The sequence below is a fragment of the Klebsiella pneumoniae subsp. pneumoniae HS11286 genome, assembly GCF_000240185.1.
GTDB lineage: Bacteria > Pseudomonadota > Gammaproteobacteria > Enterobacterales > Enterobacteriaceae > Klebsiella > Klebsiella pneumoniae.
In genome coordinates this window covers 60,056-80,863 of sequence record NC_016839.1, presented here as the reverse complement: position 1 = coordinate 80,863, position 20,808 = coordinate 60,056, and the positions used below count along the sequence as shown (strand labels likewise).

General features: G+C 50.8%; 28 protein-coding genes. 6 read left to right on the top strand and 22 right to left on the bottom strand.

Going from position 1 to position 20,808, the window contains the following annotated elements:
* Positions 1–49 precede the first annotated feature (49 nt).
* The gene (locus KPHS_p301280) at positions 50–1,081 is read left to right on the top strand and encodes a hypothetical protein (protein YP_005221076.1); all 1,032 of its coding nucleotides are present in this window, start codon (positions 50–52) and stop codon (positions 1,079–1,081) included.
* A gap of 147 nt (positions 1,082–1,228) precedes the next feature.
* Here KPHS_p301280 and KPHS_p301270 read toward each other — a convergent pair whose 3' ends face one another.
* Positions 1,229–2,143 (bottom strand): DNA replication terminus site-binding protein, encoded by a 915-nt coding sequence (locus tag KPHS_p301270; RefSeq protein ID YP_005221075.1) that lies wholly within the window; start codon positions 2,141–2,143, stop codon positions 1,229–1,231.
* Positions 2,144–2,292: 149 nt separating this feature from the next.
* On the opposite strand from KPHS_p301270, the gene KPHS_p301260 reads away from it, so the two are divergent.
* Complete coding sequence (locus tag KPHS_p301260; RefSeq protein YP_005221074.1) at positions 2,293–2,424, top strand: hypothetical protein; 132 nt, start codon at positions 2,293–2,295, stop codon at positions 2,422–2,424.
* A 45-nt stretch (positions 2,425–2,469) separates the two neighbouring features.
* Here KPHS_p301260 and KPHS_p301250 read toward each other — a convergent pair whose 3' ends face one another.
* From KPHS_p301250 to KPHS_p301210, 5 genes are all read right to left on the bottom strand, one after another.
* Positions 2,470–2,961 (bottom strand): hypothetical protein, encoded by a 492-nt coding sequence (locus tag KPHS_p301250; RefSeq protein ID YP_005221073.1) that lies wholly within the window; start codon positions 2,959–2,961, stop codon positions 2,470–2,472.
* Entirely contained in the window at positions 2,958–3,827 is an 870-nt protein-coding gene (locus KPHS_p301240; RefSeq protein ID YP_005221072.1) for an exonuclease, read from the bottom strand. Before KPHS_p301240 ends, KPHS_p301250 begins: the two co-directional genes overlap by 4 nt.
* A gap of 4 nt (positions 3,828–3,831) precedes the next feature.
* On the bottom strand, positions 3,832–4,842 hold the full coding sequence (locus KPHS_p301230; protein YP_005221071.1) for an integrase/recombinase: 1,011 nt from the start codon (positions 4,840–4,842) through the stop codon (positions 3,832–3,834).
* A gap of 2 nt (positions 4,843–4,844) precedes the next feature.
* The gene (locus tag KPHS_p301220) at positions 4,845–5,381 is read right to left on the bottom strand and encodes a hypothetical protein (RefSeq protein ID YP_005221070.1); all 537 of its coding nucleotides are present in this window, start codon (positions 5,379–5,381) and stop codon (positions 4,845–4,847) included.
* A gap of 298 nt (positions 5,382–5,679) precedes the next feature.
* Complete coding sequence (locus tag KPHS_p301210) at positions 5,680–5,961, bottom strand: hypothetical protein (RefSeq protein ID YP_005221069.1); 282 nt, start codon at positions 5,959–5,961, stop codon at positions 5,680–5,682.
* Between the two features lie 261 nt (positions 5,962–6,222).
* Between KPHS_p301210 and KPHS_p301200 the strand changes: the two genes are divergently transcribed.
* Positions 6,223–6,825 carry a hypothetical protein gene (locus KPHS_p301200; RefSeq protein ID YP_005221068.1) on the top strand — a complete coding sequence of 201 codons (603 nt, stop codon included), beginning with the start codon at positions 6,223–6,225 and terminating at the stop codon, positions 6,823–6,825.
* A 15-nt stretch (positions 6,826–6,840) separates the two neighbouring features.
* On the opposite strand, the gene KPHS_p301190 is transcribed toward KPHS_p301200, so the two are convergent.
* The 4 genes from KPHS_p301190 to KPHS_p301160 form a co-directional block, all read right to left on the bottom strand.
* Complete coding sequence (locus KPHS_p301190) at positions 6,841–7,293, bottom strand: hypothetical protein (RefSeq protein ID YP_005221067.1); 453 nt, start codon at positions 7,291–7,293, stop codon at positions 6,841–6,843.
* 166 nt (positions 7,294–7,459) lie between these two features.
* On the bottom strand, positions 7,460–7,759 hold the full coding sequence (locus KPHS_p301180; protein YP_005221066.1) for a hypothetical protein: 300 nt from the start codon (positions 7,757–7,759) through the stop codon (positions 7,460–7,462).
* Positions 7,760–8,053: 294 nt separating this feature from the next.
* Positions 8,054–8,326: a hypothetical protein gene (locus KPHS_p301170; RefSeq protein YP_005221065.1), complete on the bottom strand. Its 273-nt coding sequence runs from the start codon at positions 8,324–8,326 to the stop codon at positions 8,054–8,056.
* Positions 8,323–12,477 (bottom strand): RhsD protein, encoded by a 4,155-nt coding sequence (locus KPHS_p301160; RefSeq protein YP_005221064.1) that lies wholly within the window; start codon positions 12,475–12,477, stop codon positions 8,323–8,325. The genes KPHS_p301170 and KPHS_p301160 overlap by 4 nt, the downstream gene beginning before the upstream one ends.
* A 62-nt stretch (positions 12,478–12,539) precedes the next feature.
* Between KPHS_p301160 and KPHS_p301150 the strand changes: the two genes are divergently transcribed.
* Positions 12,540–12,743: a hypothetical protein gene (locus tag KPHS_p301150; RefSeq protein ID YP_005221063.1), complete on the top strand. Its 204-nt coding sequence runs from the start codon at positions 12,540–12,542 to the stop codon at positions 12,741–12,743.
* Here KPHS_p301150 and KPHS_p301140 read toward each other — a convergent pair.
* The 11 genes from KPHS_p301140 to KPHS_p301040 all read right to left on the bottom strand — a co-directional run bounded on the left by KPHS_p301140 (position 12,718) and on the right by KPHS_p301040 (position 19,279).
* Complete coding sequence (locus KPHS_p301140) at positions 12,718–13,443, bottom strand: hypothetical protein (protein YP_005221062.1); 726 nt, start codon at positions 13,441–13,443, stop codon at positions 12,718–12,720. The two genes, KPHS_p301150 and KPHS_p301140, sit on opposite strands and share 26 nt — an antisense overlap.
* A gap of 113 nt (positions 13,444–13,556) precedes the next feature.
* A complete protein-coding gene (locus KPHS_p301130; RefSeq protein ID YP_005221061.1) occupies positions 13,557–13,931 on the bottom strand; it encodes a hypothetical protein in 375 nt (124 codons plus the stop codon).
* Between the two features lie 120 nt (positions 13,932–14,051).
* A complete protein-coding gene (locus KPHS_p301120) occupies positions 14,052–14,168 on the bottom strand; it encodes a hypothetical protein (RefSeq protein YP_005221060.1) in 117 nt (38 codons plus the stop codon).
* A gap of 9 nt (positions 14,169–14,177) precedes the next feature.
* Entirely contained in the window at positions 14,178–14,417 is a 240-nt protein-coding gene (locus tag KPHS_p301110; protein ID YP_005221059.1) for a permease, read from the bottom strand.
* 72 nt (positions 14,418–14,489) lie between these two features.
* Entirely contained in the window at positions 14,490–14,768 is a 279-nt protein-coding gene (locus KPHS_p301100) for a hypothetical protein (RefSeq protein YP_005221058.1), read from the bottom strand.
* On the bottom strand, positions 14,755–16,482 hold the full coding sequence (locus tag KPHS_p301090) for a hypothetical protein (protein YP_005221057.1): 1,728 nt from the start codon (positions 16,480–16,482) through the stop codon (positions 14,755–14,757). Before KPHS_p301090 ends, KPHS_p301100 begins: the two co-directional genes overlap by 14 nt.
* A gap of 177 nt (positions 16,483–16,659) precedes the next feature.
* Positions 16,660–17,046 carry a hypothetical protein gene (locus tag KPHS_p301080; RefSeq protein YP_005221056.1) on the bottom strand — a complete coding sequence of 129 codons (387 nt, stop codon included), beginning with the start codon at positions 17,044–17,046 and terminating at the stop codon, positions 16,660–16,662.
* Positions 17,047–17,152: 106 nt separating this feature from the next.
* Entirely contained in the window at positions 17,153–17,299 is a 147-nt protein-coding gene (locus KPHS_p301070; protein ID YP_005221055.1) for a hypothetical protein, read from the bottom strand.
* A gap of 204 nt (positions 17,300–17,503) precedes the next feature.
* Positions 17,504–18,355: an NgrC gene (locus tag KPHS_p301060; RefSeq protein YP_005221054.1), complete on the bottom strand. Its 852-nt coding sequence runs from the start codon at positions 18,353–18,355 to the stop codon at positions 17,504–17,506.
* 74 nt (positions 18,356–18,429) lie between these two features.
* Positions 18,430–18,987: a pyruvate/2-oxoglutarate dehydrogenase complex dehydrogenase (E1) component eukaryotic type beta subunit gene (locus KPHS_p301050; protein YP_005221053.1), complete on the bottom strand. Its 558-nt coding sequence runs from the start codon at positions 18,985–18,987 to the stop codon at positions 18,430–18,432.
* Positions 18,988–19,060: 73 nt separating this feature from the next.
* Positions 19,061–19,279 carry a hypothetical protein gene (locus KPHS_p301040; RefSeq protein ID YP_005221052.1) on the bottom strand — a complete coding sequence of 73 codons (219 nt, stop codon included), beginning with the start codon at positions 19,277–19,279 and terminating at the stop codon, positions 19,061–19,063.
* Positions 19,280–19,459: 180 nt separating this feature from the next.
* Between KPHS_p301040 and KPHS_p301030 the strand changes: the two genes are divergently transcribed.
* Both KPHS_p301030 and KPHS_p301020 read left to right on the top strand, forming a co-directional pair.
* A complete protein-coding gene (locus KPHS_p301030) occupies positions 19,460–19,777 on the top strand; it encodes a transposase IS3/IS911 family protein (protein YP_005221051.1) in 318 nt (105 codons plus the stop codon).
* Positions 19,774–20,652, top strand: coding sequence for an integrase catalytic subunit (locus KPHS_p301020; protein YP_005221050.1), 879 nt, complete (start codon positions 19,774–19,776; stop codon positions 20,650–20,652). Before KPHS_p301030 ends, KPHS_p301020 begins: the two co-directional genes overlap by 4 nt.
* Before the next feature lie 2 nt (positions 20,653–20,654).
* On the opposite strand, the gene KPHS_p301010 is transcribed toward KPHS_p301020, so the two are convergent.
* Positions 20,655–20,804, bottom strand: coding sequence for a hypothetical protein (locus tag KPHS_p301010; RefSeq protein ID YP_005221049.1), 150 nt, complete (start codon positions 20,802–20,804; stop codon positions 20,655–20,657).
* Between the last annotated feature and the right edge of the window lie 4 nt (positions 20,805–20,808).

Genomic DNA, 20,808 nt, shown 5'->3' with positions numbered 1-20,808 from the left:
ATTATGCTTTTTGAAGTACTGACGTAGAATCTAGGTGTTAGCCACTTTAATGTCAGGAAGCTTAAGCTCTGTTAGTGTTTTGGCTATTCTCTCTCCTCTTGGAAGACTGGTTGAAAGAGCCAGGAATATTTCCAATAACCCATTAAGTCAATCCCTCTACACTGGGCGCACCGATGAGTTTGGCCAAATAGAGTTTGCTTTACGAATGATGCAAGCTGAAACAGGCGCCATAGTAGGTCGCATAGGTGATGCATCAAATCGGCTTAGCGAACACACCCGAGGCCTACTAAAGGATATTGAGTCAAGCAATGTACTTACAGTTGAGCAGCAGGCAGAGACAGATCAAATAGCAACGGCAGTAAACCAAATGGTGGCAAGCATTCAAGAGGTTGCGAGCAATGCACAGCATGCTGCAGATGCGGCCGGAAGAGCAGACACTGAGACGGCATCTGGCCAGCGTCTGGTAGCCCACACAAGCCAGTCAATCACTGCCCTTGAAGGTGAAATTAGGCAAGCCACTCAGGTTATTCATGAGCTTGAAGGTCAAAGTAACGAGATATCAAAAGTTCTTGACGTTATACGAGGGATCGCCGAGCAAACGAATTTGTTGGCACTCAACGCAGCAATTGAGGCCGCGCGTGCTGGTGAGCAGGGGCGTGGTTTTGCTGTTGTCGCCGATGAGGTTCGCAGTCTTGCTGCTCGCACACAGCAATCGACAACGGATATTCAAAGCATGATCAGCGCTCTACAAGAGCGAGCGCAATCCGCTGTTACAGTCATGGAGCAAAGTAGTCGGCAAGCGCACACGAGTGTAGCTCACGCAGAGGAAGCAGCTACAGCTCTTGATGGAATTGGCCAACGCGTTAACGAAATTACCGACATGAACGCGCAAATAGCGACTGCGGTCGAGCAGCAGGGAGCAGTAAGTGAAGACATAAACCGCAGTATTATCAATATACGCGATGCTGCTGATACCAATGTACAGACCGGGCAGAATAATTTGCAAAGTGCGAAATCTGTCGCTCAGTTAACTAGCGCTCTGAGCGAACTGGCAAAACAGTTTTGGGAAAAACGAGGATAACGCTTTTCAGTATCTCGACAGGGATAACTTACTTTACCATCGGTTATCCCTTTTAGCCGCACAAATTTTAGCCATGGCTTTTCAGGAAGTCAGGGCTATCAGAATGGCCTTAGAAAGCCTAGTCAAAGAGCTGTCACGAGAACACCGTTAGCTTAGCGTACGATTTTTTCCGAATTCTGCGGTTCCCCCTCCAGGGAAGGATTCGATAGTGACTCCACCGAAGGTGCCAAGGATTTCCGATGCCGCTTTATCAGATCGAGTTTTGCGTTGTTCTGAGGCGTCAAAGTTACGAAGCAATTTGAGCTGAACATCCTTATCCTGGAGCACGATCAGGGGCATTGGCGCGGTAACGGTTTTGAGTACCCCTGCGGCCATGACGTTTGCCACCGGTTGAACCTTTACTTCCCTTCGCTCCCGGAGATAAGGCTCCGGGGTGCTGGCGATCTTCTGGATAAGCTGCTCCAGGGGAAGTTGATAGTCTGGCCCAGATCGCTCCAGCTCCTCTCTGATGCGTTGCAAAAGCTCCTCTTTTACGGGCTTCTTCAAGGAGTCCTTCCGTTGCCAGGTGAAGCGGATAGAGTCGATGTCGCCATTGGTATAGCACCGAATTTGTCTGTAAAGGTGGAGAGTCATGACACCAGGGCAGTCCGCTCGAAGTGCTTCAAACCTCTCTTGCCTGGTGGGGTACGTCGAGATAATGAACTCCTCGATACCAGCTTTGGCCGCGTTGATGCGTTCAACCGTCGCCGCAATTTCGTCAGCTACACCAATCCTGGAAGGGGAGAACCAGAGTACCCCCACGGTGCGCCTGGCAGACTTCTGCGAATAGTCTGGGTTGATGTGAAGATCTCTGTAGCTGTGCGCTGCCAGCTCAAGAGCTTCGCGCCCAGTTTGTTCAGTTACGACAATCTTGTTGACGGGCTCGTTCTCCATTCCTTTTCCGGTAGGAGGGATGGCCGCAACTTTTGCGTACCGTGGCGGTAGTCGTTTGATAAGAGAGGACAGGTTCGTTAAGTCGCGGCACATGGCCGAGAATTGTTCTGATATGAAGTTTTTAGCCATGCTGCCGCCTATGTGTGGGTTTGTTCTAACAGTTCATTGGTTACATAGTAGACAGATTTAGACCATCATGCAACGAGGGGGAGGGGCAAGAATACGCCTCCGCTTCGCGTCGGCGGGTGCCCTGTTTGACCTTCGTGTGTGAGATTAGATTGAGAAAGAGAGAGAAAAAGAGAGAAAAAGAGAGAAAGAAGAAAAGCGCGGGGCAAGCCAGAAATGTGGCTGAGGGGGACTGCTGGGGTGGGGCTGGCACCCTCTATACCCCACTTTGCATGATGGTCTAACTTTGTGGTTATAGGACGACTTTTAGAGTGCCTAGATTTGCTCGATTAGGACAAATTTCGGTCCATCCACGCTGATTGGCGTAGCAGCGCGATGGCATCAGAAGGGGTAACTTTCCATGCGTTGGAAAGCTGGCGAACTGCGAAGACTGCGAGCTCCATTCGGTCGTCATCATTGATGAAATTCTGGAGCTGGTTTCCTCGCTCACTAAGGATGATCGCAACACCGGCCTTGCCGTTGTTGTAAACCGCAAAGCTCTTATTCTTCGCGTCGCCGTGATAGGAACCCTCAGCCTTGCTACGCAAACCAAAGAGAACGCTGCAAAACGCCGTCAGTTCGCCGCGAGTGAGCTGCACCGTGATCTTGCTTTTCCAGTCTGGGCTGGACCCCGATGCCCTGATCGGCGCAATCTCGATGCTGACCGTAGGATATTCACCTCTGGTTAGCGTGTGTTGCACATTCAGGCCGGTGCGTTTCGCGGGGTCCTTCTGCCAGTCTGAGAAAAATTTGAGACTTTCGCCGTAGGATTGTTCTGTCATTCCAAATTACCTTTGCTTTGAAGCTCCTGGAGCTGGACCACGAGGTCACGTTGGACTTTGGCTATCTCTGTCACCAAGTCGGCGGTGGCAATAGCGTCGGTCGCTGCTGAATGGGCTCGACCTTTCCAGCTCACACCTGCCTCGCAGGTGGCATCCGCAAGTGAGATTGTGCCGTGCCGGTTGGTTGAGCCAAAGGCATCAGCCGCCAGCTTCATCGCGCACAGACAGTTCTGCTCTTGCCACCAAGAGAGTTGGTCTCCAAATGCACTGGCTGTTTGCCTCAACATCCTACTGTCGAAACTGGAGTTAAATATCACCAGATGACGGCCCGACAAAAGCCGGGCGAGAGCTGGCGCAACTTGAGTCCACGTAGGCTCATTCGACAGCTCAGTCTCGGTGATGCCATGAACACCCATTGCCTGAGGGTCTATTTCCACGGTTGGCCGTAATCTGGTGCAGAGGAGAACCGCGCCTCTGATGTCAGTAACAGCCAGCTCGATCACCTGGTCTCTTTCACCAAGTCCGGTCGTCTCGGTATCGAGAACCAGAGGTTCCAGAGCGACCCACCTTTGTGCCATGACAGAGGCCTTTGCCAGGTTGCTACGCATTCTTGCCTTGACCGAAAGGATGGATTGCGCCCTTATTTGCTTTTGTGATGCCGGTGAACAACCCCTTCTCCGCATTGGTTGGCAATCTGCTATCCGGTACACTCCAAATTGGCCACCATACCCGTTTTTGTAGAACGAAACTGGCTCTACTCCTGGCTTAGGCTTCATCCGAAATTCGTCCCTGAGCCGTCCTTTTGAAAAGCACCTATCGGCTTTCATGGCTTCGGCTCTGGCAAGTTCGAGTTCTTCATCATTCATGCTGTTAATCCGCTATATCGAGGCGTTGGCTCGCTCTCTTCAAACGCTCATCGCCGCGTCTGTCATATTTCTGGGTAGTTGCAATGCTTGAGTGGCCCATTGCGTCCTTCACGGTCACAATATCCTCACCGTTATCCAGCATCGAGGAGGCAAAGGTGCGTCGCAGGTCATGGGGCGCAAACATCTCCAGACCGGCTTCAACTCTTCTGGTCTCCAAGATGTGGTAGATGGCCTGATCCGACATCCGCTCTCCAGTCACATCATCAAACCGCCTGATCCTCGGGAATAAAGGCCCTTCATGCGTTCCTCGAACCTCTTCAACCCACTTATCCAGTCTTTTCCATGCGCCACCAGGCACATACGCCATTCTCTCTTTGTTGCCCTTGCCAAGAACCTTGAGAGCGCGGTCCTTGTAGATCATGCTTCCCATGTCCAGCGCAACGATTTCCGAGCGGCGCAAGCCACACCCGAGGAGCACCCCGAGAATGGCCGCATCCCGAAGCCCTTTGGCGCTTGAATCACTTTCACATGTGAAAAAGAGGCTGCGAATCTCATGGCGTTCAAGTGCCCGCCCTTTAGGAAGTCGAGATCCACGTACTGAACGGACTTGCTTAATGTGCTGGAAGCTATCCGTATCAATTTGCTTCATCGTCCAGGCTTCAAGAGCCACCCCTTTGAGCGCTGACAGGTAGGTGTTGATCGTTGCCGGAGCCTTCCCTGCATCCCCCAGCATTTCCAGCACCGCCAATATGTGGTGCCGCCTCATTGAGCTCCATGCACAGTCACGAAGGTTCTGAAACCCGATCATCTTGGCGACAATGTTGAGGAATGAGCTCATGGTCTGCCTGCTTCGCTTTGACCCGAGGCTCACCAGATAGGCGACGGCGGGGTTGTCCTGGATGTTCCGGAGCGAGCTCGATGACGGCAACAGTTCACCGCGAATGCTTTGTTCTGCCGGAACATTTACTTTCGCATGTGAAACTAGCTCTTCCTTGTCATTGTTTGTGTCGTGCAAAGTTACCTCCTAAGCCCGACCGCAACGAGAAGAAAATCCCATATTTTGAGGTGAAGAGGTAGTTCCTCCTCCATATGTTGCGTTTCGTAGCTTTGCATCAGTGGTTCAAACTTGGTTGGATTGCACAGCAATTCGTAAACTGTTCGGTTGGGCTTGGTGATCGGCTTATTCGGAGTGAATCCATGTTTGTTCTGGAGGTACAGCGCTACCGCGCCACTTCTGGATTCTCCGTAATAGCAATGAACGAAGATCTGATCGATACCGCTACCAACCAATCCATCCAGGAAGGTGGACAGCTTTTCAGCCTGGGATGAGTCAATGTAAGAGGCGTAATTCATCCGGAACGCTGCCTTCATCGTGTGGATGGTGTTCTCAGAATAGCCGCCGTCATAGAAGCTATCGCGGTACAACTGCCCCCACTGTCCGAGAGCGGCAGGGGACTTGTCTGGGTCAGTTATGGAGATCATGGCCGCACCGGGAACCGGCTCCAGTCTTTCGGCCTCCGCTTGACTAATGAAAAAGACTTTTTTGCTAAGCATGTCCCATCATCCCCTTACAAGGATGTGTTGCGAGTAGCTCACGCGCCTGACTTTGCCCCTCTTGAGTATCTACAGGAGCGGTCGTATACACACCTCCATGCCGCAAGTCCACAATACTGGTCCGACAGCAAGAACCTACGTTCTGAACTTTATTGTCCGAATCCAAACCAGCAAAAGTATGGCACGGTCCAGGGAATGGTTTCCTGCAAATAGAGCAGCGCTCAAAGTTCTTATCGAGGATTCTCTTTAAAACTTTCTCAAATTTGTTTTTGTTTAACATCGAGTTCTCCACACAAAGTTACTGGCCGAGCATCCCAGCCAAGGTGGTCTGCTGGCCTTCGCTACAAGGTGCAAATCCGGCAAAAGCACCGGCATTAACCTTGAGCTCATCAAAGCGTCCATCGGTGTCCCGGTAGTACACCTTACGTTTTCCAATTCCACCTTCGAGGTTTGCGGCCAACCAGGCGATCACTGCATCAGCATCGTTCGTAACTGATGCTCCCTGATCCAGATCGATAAGTACCAGGTGGGTGTCCGTCTGGAGTGCCACTTCAAAGGTCGCTCTTACATCAAAAATCACTGGTCGCGCTCCTTGTAAAAAGTGGGCATTCAGCACCACCTATCCTATTCCAAAAACTCTACTTTTTCAAAGATACATTTTAATAAGTAGAACAACAGCAAGAGGAACTCAAATTTATTTACCGTAATTATCATAATTACGGTAATACGGTAATTTTACAGATTTGGATGGAATGGTATAAGATGTCTCGCTGGAACATACTTGCTGAAAAAACGCTTAACAACGATAGTGAAAACATCATGTACAGGTGCGAGAGATAATATGTATAAGAGCCTTGAAGATCTGATGGCGGGTATTTACGAGATGGCAGCGCCAGATGGCATCATCTGTAACGAGGTTTCCAAATTCCTTGCGGCCAACCAGGTCAAGCCGGAAGACATAAGCTCTGGGATCTGGTTTTTCCTGTGGCTGAAATCAGCTCCCAAGGATGCGAAGCCAATCCAAAAAGAAATCCCCGGATTTGGAGTTGTTCTCAACATGCCGACTTATGGCGGAACGCTCAACGAAGCAATCACAGGGTTGATCGAGAACGAGTGCCGTCAAATAGAGCTCGCTGAGGGACATCCGAGCCTTGAGGCTTGGGTTGAATCAGTATTAGCCGGTCGAGATGACGGAGAGGAAAATGAAGCTGCGGCCAATATCGTGGATCTGCTTAATGGGTGTCACGACCTACTGGATACAGCAATAATCAATTACCTTTTTAAGGTGGGAAAAATCAACGAGCAAGAGATTTTGTCGCTCATCTATTATGGAGAGCTATGTGACCACTCTCTTGTCGGTACGCCTTTTTCAACGTTACATATCCCGAGTGAAAATAACGTCCACGAACGTAACATCATCCCCATTAAAAAAGGAGCCAGTTAGGCTCCTTTTTGTTACTCAGGGTTTGCTTTGAGAAACAACTTCATTCCAAGTATGCAGCACCTTCGATAGGTGCTGATGCTTTCTGGTGAAGTCCTTATCATCCAAGAGTGCTTTAAATGGCGCGTTCAGGTCACTGCATGTGACGTTCTTGCCGATCACAGACAGGGTATCCTGGAGTGATCCACCAGCAGCATCAAGCCCCATTCTATCGACGGTCTCACTACTCACCATTGCCTGGACAACATTGGTGAATGCCTTTGAGTTGAGCTGCTCAACGCTCAGGGCTGTATTGCATTTCTGCTCAACCGCTTGCTTGTACTGGATGGTGTACTTTGCAGTGATAGGTGACATGGTGTTCATCGCAAGTATGTATGCGTCTACCTCACTGGTCGGTAATGTCGCGGCATAGACTGACGAGCATGATGCGGCTGCGGCCATTATCAAAGTTATTACCTTCTTATTCTTCATTTCTCTGAAATCCCCCTTTAAAATATGGAGCTACAACTCATTTGTACCAATCATAATACTATTGATTTCCAAAAGTATCTCTCTCTACTGACTCTATGATGGCTCGCCTTCCAAACACTTGGCCGCTGGCGGCGGCTGGGCCAACGCCAGAGCCTGATCCACACTATCATCCGCCTGAAAAAAATCTCATTACCTCTGACGGATAAAGAAACAGATTTCCCCCTTTGGCAAAAAACAGATACCAAACAGAAAAAGCCACAGAAAAAACACCTGCAACACACACTTCAAATCTATTTCTTGCAGAGAAATACTTGTAGTGCTTTTTTTCGTATCTCGGGGCTCTCATTTTGACTAGATTTTTCAATGTCAACCAAAGAAAGATAACCCCAGTAGGAAGGATAACTATCACAACCCCAAAGAAATAAATTGTGTATATAATAAAATCAAACCAGTTATTGATTTCCATAAGCCGTCCCCAATGCTGCGCCAATAGCAGAACCATGTGAGCCGTATTTAATCCCTGGATTCCTCATTAGCTCTCTTTAACTTTAATATTTTCCTTAGATTTAAGTATCCATAGATTCCTGAGAACACTCCATACCCCCCCCAAACACCAACGGACAGATATAAGGCGAATTTGCTTAGAGGCCCATTCACATAATTTAATAAAGCGAACACTGCAATTCCTATAAAGGCTCCAGCTAACGGAAATCCAAGCAGATATACTGCTCTATATTTTAAACCGGTTTTTTTCATCTTATTATTTATCTATATGTTTTGAAATCTTATCTACAATGGATGTAGTATCCATATTCATTATCCTCCCTGCTTTTTCAATCAGAAACTCAGCTTCATTTGTTATGTTCTTTGACTCTTCATTAATAATGTCAATGATAGTTTCTAGTGCGATTCCATACTCACCCACATCAATAAATTCTTGCACTTCTATACTTTCAGATTCAGAAAACGAATCAGACAGCACCATAAGCAAAAGATCTAGCGTGGATTCAATTTCTCTATATTCATTTTTCATTTTGGATTCCTTGGTACGTTTGTTGGAAAACCTGAAACAATATCACCATTAGATTCTTGTATTACACGAACATTAATACCTTCTTTAACTGCCTCTGCAATAGTCCTACCACCGCGCCCAGCCTTTCGAGAAACATTTGGATCGGTAGCTATATCGGAAATGACGTGCATAATTTTTTCATCAGACCAACTTTGAGGAAACTCACTTTTTCCAGGCTTGCCTGTTCCTGCTCGATGCCCTCCACCAGTGGCGTCACCATCAAGAATATGCTTACGTCTCTGGGAACTGGCTAGGTCTACAAAATCATCAGCCGTATTTTTAAAAGCGCGTTCCGCAACATTCCCTAGCGCCTTATAGTTGCCAGGCAGGATAATCCCAGCAGCAAAAAGCCCCCCGGAAATCCACTTTTCTCTTGAGGTCGCACAATCACTGGTGATGGTCTTGAAGGTGTCATAGGCGTCCCAAGCGCTCAAGGCAAAGTCTATGGCAACATAAGCCCCCAGAAGAAGCGGCACAAACTCCCCTGTTGGATCTGCATTGCCTATCGGGTTGCTCAGCGCATAGGCATAGGTGTTAATCCCACCAGCCAGCCCAATCGGGTCACTGGTGATGTAACGCCCGGTATTCGGGTCGTAGTAACGCCGCCAGTTGTAGTGGAGCCCGGTCTCCGCGTCGTAATACTGTCCTGGGAACCGCAAATTGAAGGTCGGCCCCTGAGTGGTGATGCTGGCCTTACCGAACGGGCTGTAGCTCGCCTTCCAAACCACTTGGCCGCTGGCGTCGGTTAGCGCCTTCGGGGTGCCCAGATGATCGACGTGGACTTGATAGGTCTGTCCTGACTGAGCAAAGCTCAAGGGGGTGCCATCGAGCCAGATATACTCCGCCAGCACGTCTCCAGTGGCTGCGTCCAGCTCCTCGATGAGGTTTCCTGCCAAGCCGTAAATCAGTAGGCGGGTCTGGCCGTTTAGGGTCTTAGTTACACGCTGATCCAGATGGTTGTAGGTGTAAGCTGCTGTCACTCCAGCGACCGTTGCGGCCACCAGCCGGTTCTGGCTGTCATAGGTGAAGGTATCCGCCCCCTGCTTCGTCAGGTTGCCATTGGCGTCATAGCTTCTGGAGGTTTGCCCAGTCTTCACCAGCCAGTTGTTCATGTAGTTGATGGTGTAGCTTTGGCTCAGGCCATCGGTCGTGATCGAGGTCCTGTTGCCGGTGGCGTCATAGCCATAGCCCAAAACGCCATAGAGCCCCTCAGCAGAGGTGATGCGGCCAACCGCGTCATAACCGAGTGACTGATTGACTGATGAGCTGAGATTGTCGTCTATGGCTGAAATCAACGAGTCTGGCGTGTACCGATAGACCAGCGAATGCACTCTAGTAGCGTCGATGCCGGTGACTCGGTAATTGAGATCCAAAGAGCGACTTTCTGAAATGCCGTTCCATCTGACCATACTGGTGACGGGGCCAAAGGGCGCTCGCTCGATCTGGCTTGCCAGGCTTGTTGTGGTGCCTGCTTGTGTCGTTGCCACCTCGATGACGTCACCGGCTAAATCACGGGTGTAGGAAACCTCACGACCACTGGGATACGTGATCTTCGTGATGAGGCCTGCACCATCGTATTGGTACTGGGTAGTAAGGCTCTGCCCGTGGGTTTCCCAGGTCTCGTAAGCCAACCATCCTTCGGGTGTATAGCCATATCTCCGGACACCGTTGCCATCATCGACTGAGGTCAAGCGGCCCATGCCGTATGGTGAGGTTGCTTCGTCGTACCCGTACAGAATTGGCGATTCGCCAGCGACACCGCTGGATGCCTCGATGATCCGGTTCAGCGCGTCGTAGCTGTAGCTTGTGGTTTGTCCCTTGGCCGTCTTGCGCGTTGCCACGTTACCGGCTTCGTCATAGGTAATGTCGGTGGTGCCGGTGTCCGGGCTCCGGACCTGAGTCACTTCGCCAAAGCCGTTGTAGCTGTAGTAGGTCAGGCGCGAACGAGGGTCGGAGACACGGTAAACATCGCCGGTATCCTTGTAGAGCACCTGCGTGACCTTCCCGAGTGGATCGGTCGTTTGTGTCCGGTGATGGAAGCCGTCGTACTTGTAGGAGTGTGTGTTACCAGAGGGACTGGTCTCCTGTATCAGGTTTGCCACCACATCGTAGGAAAACGATGACTGATTGCTATAGGCGTCGGAGACACTGGAGAGCCAGCCGATTTCGTTGAAGATCCGGCGCTCTATCCAACGGGTCTGGCCCAGCGCATCGAGCAGTCGCTCTTCTACTGGGTTCCCGAGGTCATTGAGCTCAAGCTCGCGCCGGTTGCCCTGTGCATCTGTTTCCGCCACCAGCCGATGTGCAGCGTCGTACTCATAGCTGACGGTTGCACCATTTGGCTTAGTCAGCGAGCTCAGGAGGCCCACAGCATCATAGTTGTAGGCCGTGGTTCCTTCTGGTCCAGTGGAGCTGACAAGTCTTCCTCTGGCGTCATAGGTGAGGGTTTGGGTTACACCGTTGACGCCCTGAATGGTCCCGGCGCGACCGTTCGCGTCGTAGTCACCAAACTGCATCACCTGCCCCAGCGCGTTTGTTGTCCGGATCAGGTTGCCCTGGTCATCGTAGTCAAATGTCGTAACATCGCTGACGTCGGTGCGCGGACCATCAACCGAGGCCAACAGGCTCGGCTTTCCTGTACCAACAGGGGCATAGGTGTAGGTCCATGTCCGGGAAGCGCCCGAGCTGCGATCTGTGACCTTGCGGCTTATCACCCGGAGATGAGTGTCGTAGGTAAGCTCAGTGATCCTGGTTGGTTCCGTGATTTTTGCAGGGAGCGACTTGGAAGGAAGCCAGTCGGTCGTAACCTTGCCCCCATCCTGGTCTATCTGGGTGGTTTCCAATCCCCGGTCGTTATGGGTGAACGTGCGCTTCTGTCCAGCACGATCTGTAATGCTGGAGACGAGGCCTTTGCTGTCGTAGACGTAGGTTTCCTTGCCTCCCACAAAGCCGGTACACGGCGCACCCTCAACAACATCAGGCTTGAGCATCCCGTTGTGACGGCTGTAGGTATATCGCTGAACGTGGCCGAGGGCGTTGGTGACAGAGACGCTTCCGTCAGCGTTGTAGCTTACCTGAGTCTTCTCTGCGCCCCCGGCGTGTTCACTTAGAACTGCCATCCCCTGAGCATCATATCCCCATGTGGCGAAACGGTTGCCGTTCTCGTCCACCAGCCCAGAGAGCAAACCCGGTGCATTCGGGTCATCGTAGAGATAGCTGCGGCTCGTATTGTCCTGGTAGATCACTTCCGCCAGCTTGCCAGCGCTGTTGTACTGGTACTGAATACTGCCACCAGCAGGATCGGTGACACTGACCATGCGGCCATCTTGATGCTGGAACTGGATGTTGCGGCCAAAGCCGTCAGTGATCGAGGATAGCTCTCCGTTCAGATAGCTCAGGGTGATGTGATTGCCGTTGGGCTTCTCGATGCCGGTCAGTCGTCCGGTTTCATCATAGGCCTCGACTACCCCGTCAGATTGAGTGTAACGCCAGCCGGTAGCATCCTTCGTCAAGGTATCATCGGTTTTCCATGTTGGCACCCAGACAGAGGACGAGTTGTAGAACGCGAGTTGTTGCCCTTCTGGCCGGTGCAGGACAACCATGTTCTCACCGTACTTCGAGGCGTTGACCTCGACGCTCCGCGAGTAGGTATGCCGCCAGCCGCCGAGCTCTTCATCAGGAAGGTGGCTATTGTAGTATCTGGTGAATGTGAAAGGGTCGGAGCCTCCGCTTTGATAATCCAGTTCAGCCTGGAACTTGTTGCCGGTGCCAAGATGGATAGGGTTCCCTACACACATGGTCGTTGTTGGTAAGCCGAGATCCCTGTCCAGGAACGGTGTTTTATCCATCTCACCCGGCAGAACATAGGTTGAGCGCCAGTAGACCGTAGCTGGGTCGCCAGTGCAGGTAGTGGGGTCATAATCGCCAGTAGCACCTAGATACTTAAAACAGATCCTGGAGACATAACGGCCATCACCATAACTGGCAACCGGATAAAGCGCATCCCCAACTGGCGTTCCCTTCCCTTGCTCCTCACCAGAGCGATAATTCTTCATGAAGGAATGCGCGTCTATGATGGTGTTGAAGCGCATTTTGTCTACTTCGGTGCTCACGGCTACAACCCGCCATTGTGCAAAAGCAACGCATGGCAAAGTTGCGAGCACCACAACGGCCAATGACCGCAGGTTTCGCATCAGTAAAAGGGAAGGTCTCGATCTCATTTACAGCTCCAGTTTTTATGCTGGAGCTATTTTCAGGTGGGAGAGTCGTTATCAACGACTGCGTTTTTGCCCTTTTAGGGTATGAATACGTGATTTGGAGAGGTTGTGTATTCAGAACAAATGAGAAGCAGGTTACTCATTTCGCTCAAACACTGTGACAAGAACACGTTTTTGGTTGTCGTCGTTGATCACCATCAGGTACTTGAACTTGGAATCTCTATGGCCCCAGACTTCCACGTTATCTACGCGGCCATACTTTCTGGCTTTATGGCGAGCCACTTTCTCGTCAAAGGGTTGAACCTGTAACTCTGGATGCTGGAGGCGACCAACGAGTGAGGCCCACGGTTTTTTAGGGTCTCCAGAGGTTATCCGGGCCTGATACTGATCGATGGCATGTTGAGTAACAAGGACGGGACCAATGGCCGGTGTAGAGATTTCGTCATGGGTTTGAGTATAGGCTTGCTTGTCCACATCGAGGAGCTCAACGTTGCCCTCACCCGGCTCATCCATAAACTCCATGCTCTGCGAAACTTCAATAGTAGCGCCCTTTAAACGTCCAGTGAGGCAAGCCGCAAACTTGAATGCAAACTCCTTGGTGGATTTGCCCAGCGCCAGCTTTTTAATCGCACCTTTGGATACCACCAGCTTGTAACCAGCACCAGCACCTGGCTCTCTGCAAAAAACCTGTTTGTCCAGCGCCAGATAGCGAATGGCTACGAGCTCAGCCAAAAGATCTGCCTCCTCGTTGTCAAAATCAATACGAACATCAAGGATGCCTTTCCGTTTTGTACCAACGCGCCAGAATACAAGGGCTGAATTATTAGAAGTTTTCTTCGAGACAGTAGTCAGTGTCATCATGGTCTATTTCTCCATTATCGGGATAATGGTCGGCATCGCCGCCAGCACCCCTATTCGTTAGGGTTCATTTAGATGCTACCACGGGTTTTAAAAATGCAACCCCTAGTGCCACTCTATTTGTGGTCCCAAGTATTTTTATAAGCTCGGGCTAGGCGTTTCTCTATCACTTCTGACAAATTGCAACCATCGACTTCTGCCAACCGCTTCAAAATCCTGTGGGCTTTATCGCTTATAGTTATGCTTTTACCAACACCATATCCCCTTCTGCGACGTTGCCTAATTGATGTCCCGAGTTTATTGATTTGCTCTGCTGTCAGATATTTATTAATCCATTCAGTGAGTTCTGATGGTGATCGCCCCATGCTGTTCAGGCTGTCCACGGCTTCAAGTTTCTTATCGAATGGGACGTCACGCCAGAAAGCTGGGCGCGAAGCAGCTCTGAGGAGATAGATCGCCGTAGCCTGAGCATCTTCATTGGATACTTTCAAAAAAACACCTTTACCGTTACATGTCACACCAACTTCATCGTGACATGTAACACTTCAAACTGCAAGTATAAAAAAAGGCCAGCTATTGCTGGCCTTTACGTTCATTATCGCAGTTACTCTTTAGGCGTTGTGATGCTTTTTTTCCTTCTGTTTCTCATGGTAGAGATACAGACTGCCGCCAGTGACGACAGTGAAAAAAATGAGCAACCCCAACATGCCTAATGTGAAAGCGTCCATTTGACCCCCTTAGGAATTGCTGACCTTGGTTAAGATTATACCATAGATCCACAGGATAACCCCAATGACCAACACCAAACCGGCTTCTTTGACGGTTATAGTGTCCCCAGATACAGCCAATCCTACAATACCGACACCGATGGCTGTTACGGCGACCTTACGCAGGTCTTCACCGATAGCTCCCAGAGTCTTCTTGTCAGGAGAGAAAAGACGCACAAACCACGTCTTAATACGCAAAAACTTTTTCATGATTACCTCCATAGTTGAAGAGGAGGCGAATCATGCCCGAGAGGGCATGAACACCCCCTCAGGGTTAAAGTTTTAGGCAGACAAAGCTGTTGGCTTCGCCTTGTTCATCTTCATTGAGTTAATGATCTTCGTCGCTTCATCAGCAAACGGGCCAGTAACTTGGATAGGCTCCCTTCTTGCGAAGGAGGCTGTCACCATCATTCTCTGGCCGTGCATCAGATGACGATACCGAGACCGCATAAGCTCAACGTAGGCCGCAGAGTCCCCCTCCCACCCCTCAGGGGGAGAAAAGGGGCACACCGCGTCGTTACCAGGCGTTGTATCAACCTTCGAGACATCAATGACGGCCATACTCAGCTCTCCTTCTCGCAATGAAATCGCGCAGGTAGCGAGCATTCGGGAAACCGAGGCTTCCCTGACTCATCAGGACATCGTTCCAGTCAATCCCTTTCGCTCTGGGCGGGATCGGGAGTTTAGGCAGCAGGACGTACACACGAATGCCGCGCTTCTCCAGCTTGGCTTTCAGCACGTTCGCTGACTTCTCACCAGTCACAGACTTATCTTTGTCAGCCCAGATCAGTACGGTGTGAACACCTTCTGGAACCTCGAAGGACTCCATCAGGGTCGCATTGACCGTTGACCAAACCGGGATTTGAGTGACTCGATAAGCTGACAGGGCTGTTTCCAGCCCTTCTGCAACACCCAGGATACCCTCAGTCGGTTCACCGAGGCGGATGGCCGCGCCATTGACATCCAAACCGTCAGGAATGGGCATCATCTTCTTGGCGTTGCCGACCTTGGCTTTTTTACCGTTTTGGGTGAGATAGGTGCGGTGGAGCGTTACCAGGTTGCCTTCCACATCTCGGATAGCGCAGACGATAGCCGGGAATTTCCCAACTTCATTGCCATCTTCGTCGTAGTAGGCCATAGCCGGATTGAACCGCAGACAGTCTGTTTTTTCTACTTCATCAACCTTGAACAGAAGCTCGCGGTTTTTGAAGTACAGACGCATTGGCTCAGTCACATGACTGGAGAACGGCAAACACTCGTTCCATACCTTCTCGATTTTCTCACGGAGACGAGCACTGTAAGCGCGTTCGCGCTCCATTCTCTTCTCCATTTCTTCTTGGAGCTCAAGCAGCCAAGGCTTAGGTTGTTCACGAAACATCGGAACAACTTTCGGCTTGTTTTCGCTGCTTTGCTCTTCCGGTTGTGTGGCCGCATGTTGTACTTGCGGTGCCGGAGCTTCTACCGTGCGGTTGACCACAGGGGCCGACTCAACATGGTGACTCACCGGCTCAACACCACCGTTCGAGCGAGCGCGGAACTGCGTTACCGTAGCGCCGCGACGTTCCACCAGCCAGGTGTTGCGATGCGTTTGCATAGGTTGTTCTCTCACAACATTCCCCTGCTCGTCCTTAACTTCAACGACGACAGTTACAGGCTCGCGCCCGAGGTTTGTCATGACGATCTCATCCCCATACTTGGCTTCACTTTCACCAATGGCTCTTTCAAGATCCACGCCCCAGATGGTGCGTTCCAAACCGCTCTTGTCACGGATGAAGGCAAAGTAGCTGAGCTCGTTGTCTTCGTTATGCTCATAAGGAGCTTTACCGTGGGCAATCAGAGTACCGGCAATGGATTTTTTACGATTCTTGGAATCGAGAACCTTGTTATTCACCTTCATAGGCTCTTGCTGAACAGGCGCTTTGGCCTGGACAGGAGCTCGTGTCGGTGCAGCGGCTTGTTGATACTGGGGTTGCTCTTTCTCAACGCCCAGATAATCACCAACCTCGCTCAGGCACTGTTTAAAGTCCCAGTTATTGAGCCACATCAGCAGCTCAAAACCATCATGATTGGCACCGCATGTATTGCATACGCCGCCACCAGTCAGGTGGGCATCCTTGAACAGTCGGAAGCCATCTTTCCCGCCGTGGATAGGACAAGAAACATGACGACCAGGTTTACGGAGAGCTGGTTCAAGATGGGGCGCTAGGGCCGCCAGGATGAATAGCCAGTTTCCGTTTGCAGCTTCACGAACGGTGTCAGCTTTGTAGTAAGACATAGGTTTTCTCCTTAGCGTGAACCCCAGCATCGAGGCTTCCTTAAACCCCCGTCGCCAGGGTTTTAAGGAAACCCCGACACCGGGAGAATGTGCCAAGGAGGCTCCCCAGCCGGGGAGAACTCCCCGGCGAGGGGTTTAAAAAGGTCGCCCCCGAAACGGAGGCGAATTTTGTGAATATCACAAGCACAAATGAGTGCCATCTTCCGAGGCCATCATGATTGTGACATCTGCGGTTACAGGATCTGACTTAATCACAACCTCAGTGGGTTTGAAAAAGCCATCTACAGTGGGCATGGGGTAATAAAGACGAATCTTTCCCCAATTCTTGTTGTCGGTAAAAGCGACCTTTGTTTGAGCAACACAAAGCTGCAAAAACATGAAAAGGAAGTCTTCTACCGAGTGCTTACCATCTGCACCAAATACTCCATCGACAATTGCCGGGGTCACTGCCACATTGGTCAGGAAACCAGCTTGTTTACCGATGGAAGATTGGTCCACCAGCAGACCATCATTGATGGCTTGTTGACGGATTTGGGCGAGGTCCAATTTAGCTACTTGGTTCATAAGGTGTACTCCAAAGTTAATGGGTACACCTACCCCGTGCGGGGAAGTGTACCCGCATGGGTTATTGAAAGGTCACGGCCAAAGCCGAGCTTTAAGGTTCCGAGTTTTACGCTGGCTGAATGCGCCAAAGAACGGTCGGAGGAAACGAGTCAGCGACACGCTTCACATTCGCGTAAAGAGTGTCCTTAAAGACACGCTCTAAGCGACGACCACCTTGACGATAAACCAACTTAAAGTCTTGGAATTTGTTCATGGATACCTCCAGAAATAACGGGAGGTATCTCCAGCAGGAGATAGACTCCCGCAGGGATTAATAAATTAACGTTAATTTGCTGTTTGTTTTTGGCGACCAGCTATCGCACGCTTTCGCCCTCAGGGAGGACAAAATCTGCTTACTGATGGCTTAACCATGAGTAAGAAGACTTGGGAAGTAAAGCAGGGGTTTCCCCCTGCCTTGTTATGCCGCTTTGAGGTGGCGAGAGAAAAAGTCCCTGGTTTGCTGGATAGCGCCCCGGAGAAGTTCTCGTCTGTAGCCAGCGTAGCTCTTGTCATCACTGGCAACGGTCAAGCCGTGCAGACTCTCTTCACCCAGGACAATCTCGTTTTCACGAGAGAGTACCTCAACACGTAGGCCAAGCACTCGCTCTTTCCCTTCCAGGATAGAACAAATTGTTTGGTCTCTTACTTCGTCATCCCAGTGGCCCATATCGAAATCCCGCTCAGGGAGTTCAGTAACACGCACCAGGTAGTTTTCAGTGGCCCGTTCCCAAACCACTTCATCTTCGCATGGAGAGGCCTCGATCAGCGAGTACCCGTCCGCTTCGAGCTTCTTGGAAAGACTTTTTACATCATCCGCCAGCTCCAGCACAAAGCGTTCCCAGAGGTCTTGCCAGCGCTCGACCATATCCTGGTTAATCCCTTCAATGCCGGTGCCAATCATGGAATCATCATCAGGGAAGATCCCTGTGAAGTCCACGTTGTCGTCGATGTTCATGCAGTTCCAATGGCTGTAGTGATGCCCGTGACTATTCCGAGTAATGGACAGGTCACAGGAACCATATTCGCGGAGGACAGAAAGCATATTCTCAATGTCTTTCTGTGCCATCAGGTTCTTCACGCGGCTGACAGCATCCACTTGGCCGGGCTCAGTGCTGAATAGGCGATTCATGAGAGCTTTGACGTCATCAACGCTCAAATCCCCGTAGAAGGCTACGCCATCCCCCTGGCAGTATCCGAGACTGTACTCAATCGTCAGATCATCCGGGTATCCACACTTAACCAGTTCGTTTTGAAAATGCTGTTTAATCATTGGTATCTCCTTAATTTCAGAGGGAGACACCATCCCCTCAGGGACCGATGTCCCCCGTGGGGTTAATGTTTGGGTTAAGAAGCCTTGCGGTTTAATTCAGTATCAAATCGAGGACCTTTGAGAACCGCAGTTTTCATAACCTCGAAGTTTCTTGGGTAACGCAGCTTTGAAACTGCGCCAGCTCGGATGTCGGCAGCCTCACTTGGAGAGACTAGCCTTAACCCTTCGCTGGTTTCAGCGTAGAACCAACCGGCATAACGCTCATAGGCATTCTGCTGGTACTGTTCAGTCGCCATATTCTTCCGGATCGCCTCTGTTAAGGCCTCAACAACACCGTCATCTTTCGTGATGATGTTGAAAACATGAGAGACGGTCAGGAAGTTCCCAAAGAAGCAGGCTGCCCCAAGCCAAGGCTGGAACATTTCGCCATTTCGCCCCGTCCTCACCATTGGTTCAAACGGGTATGGGCGATAACAGTGATACTGCTCAAACATCGGGTCAAGAACGTTGTCACCCAGGACATCCAGTAAAGTCTGAATGCTGTCCGGGTCTTGGCCTGCCCACTTACTCCCATTGCTGAGAATCAGTGTTTTACCGTCAGTACGCTCCAGAGCTTGTTCAAAGTTAGACATAGTGCATTCCTTTTGGTTAGGACGCACCACACCCTCTCGGGATGATGCGCCCGAGTGGGTTAGTTGAGAAGGCTTAGCCGTCAAGTCCGTAAATTACGGCGGAGCCGGGCTCCATCTCGACAACTTGTGCGCTTCCTTCTTCTATCAGCTCCTGCATGTAACCAGACTCAGCATCCGGATTACGTTCGCAGTGTTCGTCCCAGCGTTTCAAAAGCCCTTCTGTGGCTTGTCCGTGGGTCTCACCAAGGCCGATAAACTCATAGTGTCCTGTGTTTACGATGATCACCACCATAGCTAGTGCTCTCCTACAGGTCACTTGGTACATACAGGTCATCTTTGATGGCAGAAAAATCGACAGGAGACTGGTCCCCATAGGTTCGATTCACGCCACCAGCATCATCGACACTGTTGTGGTCAAATTTAAATGGACACTTTGATCGGGTGTTTTCCCCCCGACAAGGAACATGAAGAGATGACCGACAAGACAACCGACACAACCAAGAATCGCCGAACCTTTGATCCAGCGTTCAAGTTACAGGTGGCGCGCATGGTGCGCGAGCAAGGCGTCAGCGTCAGCCAAGTCTGCCGCGAAATGAAGCTGACCGAAAGTGTGGTCCGACGCTGGGTACACCAACTGGATGACGAGTCAGCCGGCAGGCCGGGGATTGGTAAACCGTTAACGGCTGAGCAGCAACGTATTCGAGAACTGGAAGCCGAAGTCAGGCGACTAAAATCAGACAATGAATTATTAAAAAAAGCTTCGGCCTTCTTCGCACGGGAAATAAAGTGATCCACGATGTTGTCACTGAGTTAGCGAAGCAGGCCCCGATCAAGCAGGTCTGTCAGGCGTTGGACATCAGTCGCTCTGGTTACTACGCAGCGCGTCGCAGAGTCAATACACCCAAACCTATTTGCCAGGACAGCGTGCATGCTCAGGCGGTTTTTCTTGCCAGTGGTCGCACCTATGGCAGTCGTCGTTTGAGTGCAGCCCTGCGTGCCCAGGGCCATGATGTTGGACGTCATCGCTGTCGTACCTTGATGAAAGCCTGTGGACTCAAGGCCTGTTGGCGTCGCAAGTTCGCTCATACCACCGATAGCAAACACCATTTGCCGGTGGCAGAGAACGTGCTCAACCGTCAGTTTGAGCCTGAAGCACCCAATACGGCCTGGGTGTGCGATGTGACGTACATTCGGACCGACAGCGGTTGGCTATATCTGGCCGCTGTGCTGGATCTGTATTCACGTCGCATCGTGGGTTGGTCCATGGCACCGACCATGCCTGCACAGCTGGTGTGCGATGCGTTGAGCATGGCTATTTCGGTTCGCCAACCGGCACCGGGTTTATTGGTTCATTCGGACCGGGGCAGTCAATATGCCAGTGCTGAACACCGGCAATTACTTGAAAACCATGGTCTGGTACTCAGCATGAGCCGCAAGGGTAATTGCTGGGACAATGCCGTGATGGAGCGGTTCTTTCTGAATTTGAAAATGGAGCGTGTCTGGCAGACTCGGTATGCCAACCATACAGAAGCCAAACAAGACATCACCGACTACATCGTTAACTTTTATAACAGTACCCGATTGCATTCAAAACTTGGCTACCGATCACCCGCACAGTACGAAACGCTGGCCAGCCCTGCCGCCCAGTTGCCCGCCTGTGCATAACCCTACCATCTGATCGGCGTGTCCAAAAAAACTTGACCACAACACTCTGTAACCTCGACCTTTGCTTTATCATCATCAGAGATGTAATAAAGGGCTGCGTACAACACAGCGCCTTTACGAATGACTGATGGTGGGTATGCCTGGGCTTTCATCTAT

Excerpts from the sequence above, each read along its gene's own strand:
- KPHS_p301010 (YP_005221049.1), bottom strand. The coding sequence starts at position 20,804 with ATGAAAGCCCAGGCATACCCACCATCAGTCATTCGTAAAGGCGCTGTG.
- KPHS_p301140 (YP_005221062.1), bottom strand. The coding sequence starts at position 13,443 with ATGATGACACTGACTACTGTCTCGAAGAAAACTTCTAATAATTCAGCC.
- KPHS_p301200 (YP_005221068.1), top strand. The coding sequence starts at position 6,223 with ATGTATAAGAGCCTTGAAGATCTGATGGCGGGTATTTACGAGATGGCA.
- KPHS_p301150 (YP_005221063.1), top strand. The coding sequence starts at position 12,540 with ATGACCGCAGGTTTCGCATCAGTAAAAGGGAAGGTCTCGATCTCATTT.
- KPHS_p301050 (YP_005221053.1), bottom strand. The coding sequence starts at position 18,987 with ATGTCTAACTTTGAACAAGCTCTGGAGCGTACTGACGGTAAAACACTG.
- KPHS_p301270 (YP_005221075.1), bottom strand. The coding sequence starts at position 2,143 with ATGGCTAAAAACTTCATATCAGAACAATTCTCGGCCATGTGCCGCGAC.
- KPHS_p301220 (YP_005221070.1), bottom strand. The coding sequence starts at position 5,381 with ATGCTTAGCAAAAAAGTCTTTTTCATTAGTCAAGCGGAGGCCGAAAGA.
- KPHS_p301280 (YP_005221076.1), top strand. The coding sequence starts at position 50 with ATGTCAGGAAGCTTAAGCTCTGTTAGTGTTTTGGCTATTCTCTCTCCT.
- KPHS_p301060 (YP_005221054.1), bottom strand. The coding sequence starts at position 18,355 with ATGATTAAACAGCATTTTCAAAACGAACTGGTTAAGTGTGGATACCCG.
- KPHS_p301120 (YP_005221060.1), bottom strand. The coding sequence starts at position 14,168 with ATGGACGCTTTCACATTAGGCATGTTGGGGTTGCTCATTTTTTTCACT.
- KPHS_p301030 (YP_005221051.1), top strand. The coding sequence starts at position 19,460 with ATGACCGACAAGACAACCGACACAACCAAGAATCGCCGAACCTTTGAT.
- KPHS_p301070 (YP_005221055.1), bottom strand. The coding sequence starts at position 17,299 with ATGAACAAATTCCAAGACTTTAAGTTGGTTTATCGTCAAGGTGGTCGT.
- KPHS_p301100 (YP_005221058.1), bottom strand. The coding sequence starts at position 14,768 with ATGGCCGTCATTGATGTCTCGAAGGTTGATACAACGCCTGGTAACGAC.
- KPHS_p301090 (YP_005221057.1), bottom strand. The coding sequence starts at position 16,482 with ATGTCTTACTACAAAGCTGACACCGTTCGTGAAGCTGCAAACGGAAAC.
- KPHS_p301240 (YP_005221072.1), bottom strand. The coding sequence starts at position 3,827 with ATGAATGATGAAGAACTCGAACTTGCCAGAGCCGAAGCCATGAAAGCC.
- KPHS_p301180 (YP_005221066.1), bottom strand. The coding sequence starts at position 7,759 with ATGGAAATCAATAACTGGTTTGATTTTATTATATACACAATTTATTTC.
- KPHS_p301190 (YP_005221067.1), bottom strand. The coding sequence starts at position 7,293 with ATGAAGAATAAGAAGGTAATAACTTTGATAATGGCCGCAGCCGCATCA.
- KPHS_p301080 (YP_005221056.1), bottom strand. The coding sequence starts at position 17,046 with ATGAACCAAGTAGCTAAATTGGACCTCGCCCAAATCCGTCAACAAGCC.
- KPHS_p301110 (YP_005221059.1), bottom strand. The coding sequence starts at position 14,417 with ATGAAAAAGTTTTTGCGTATTAAGACGTGGTTTGTGCGTCTTTTCTCT.
- KPHS_p301040 (YP_005221052.1), bottom strand. The coding sequence starts at position 19,279 with ATGGTGGTGATCATCGTAAACACAGGACACTATGAGTTTATCGGCCTT.
- KPHS_p301170 (YP_005221065.1), bottom strand. The coding sequence starts at position 8,326 with ATGAAAAATGAATATAGAGAAATTGAATCCACGCTAGATCTTTTGCTT.
- KPHS_p301250 (YP_005221073.1), bottom strand. The coding sequence starts at position 2,961 with ATGACAGAACAATCCTACGGCGAAAGTCTCAAATTTTTCTCAGACTGG.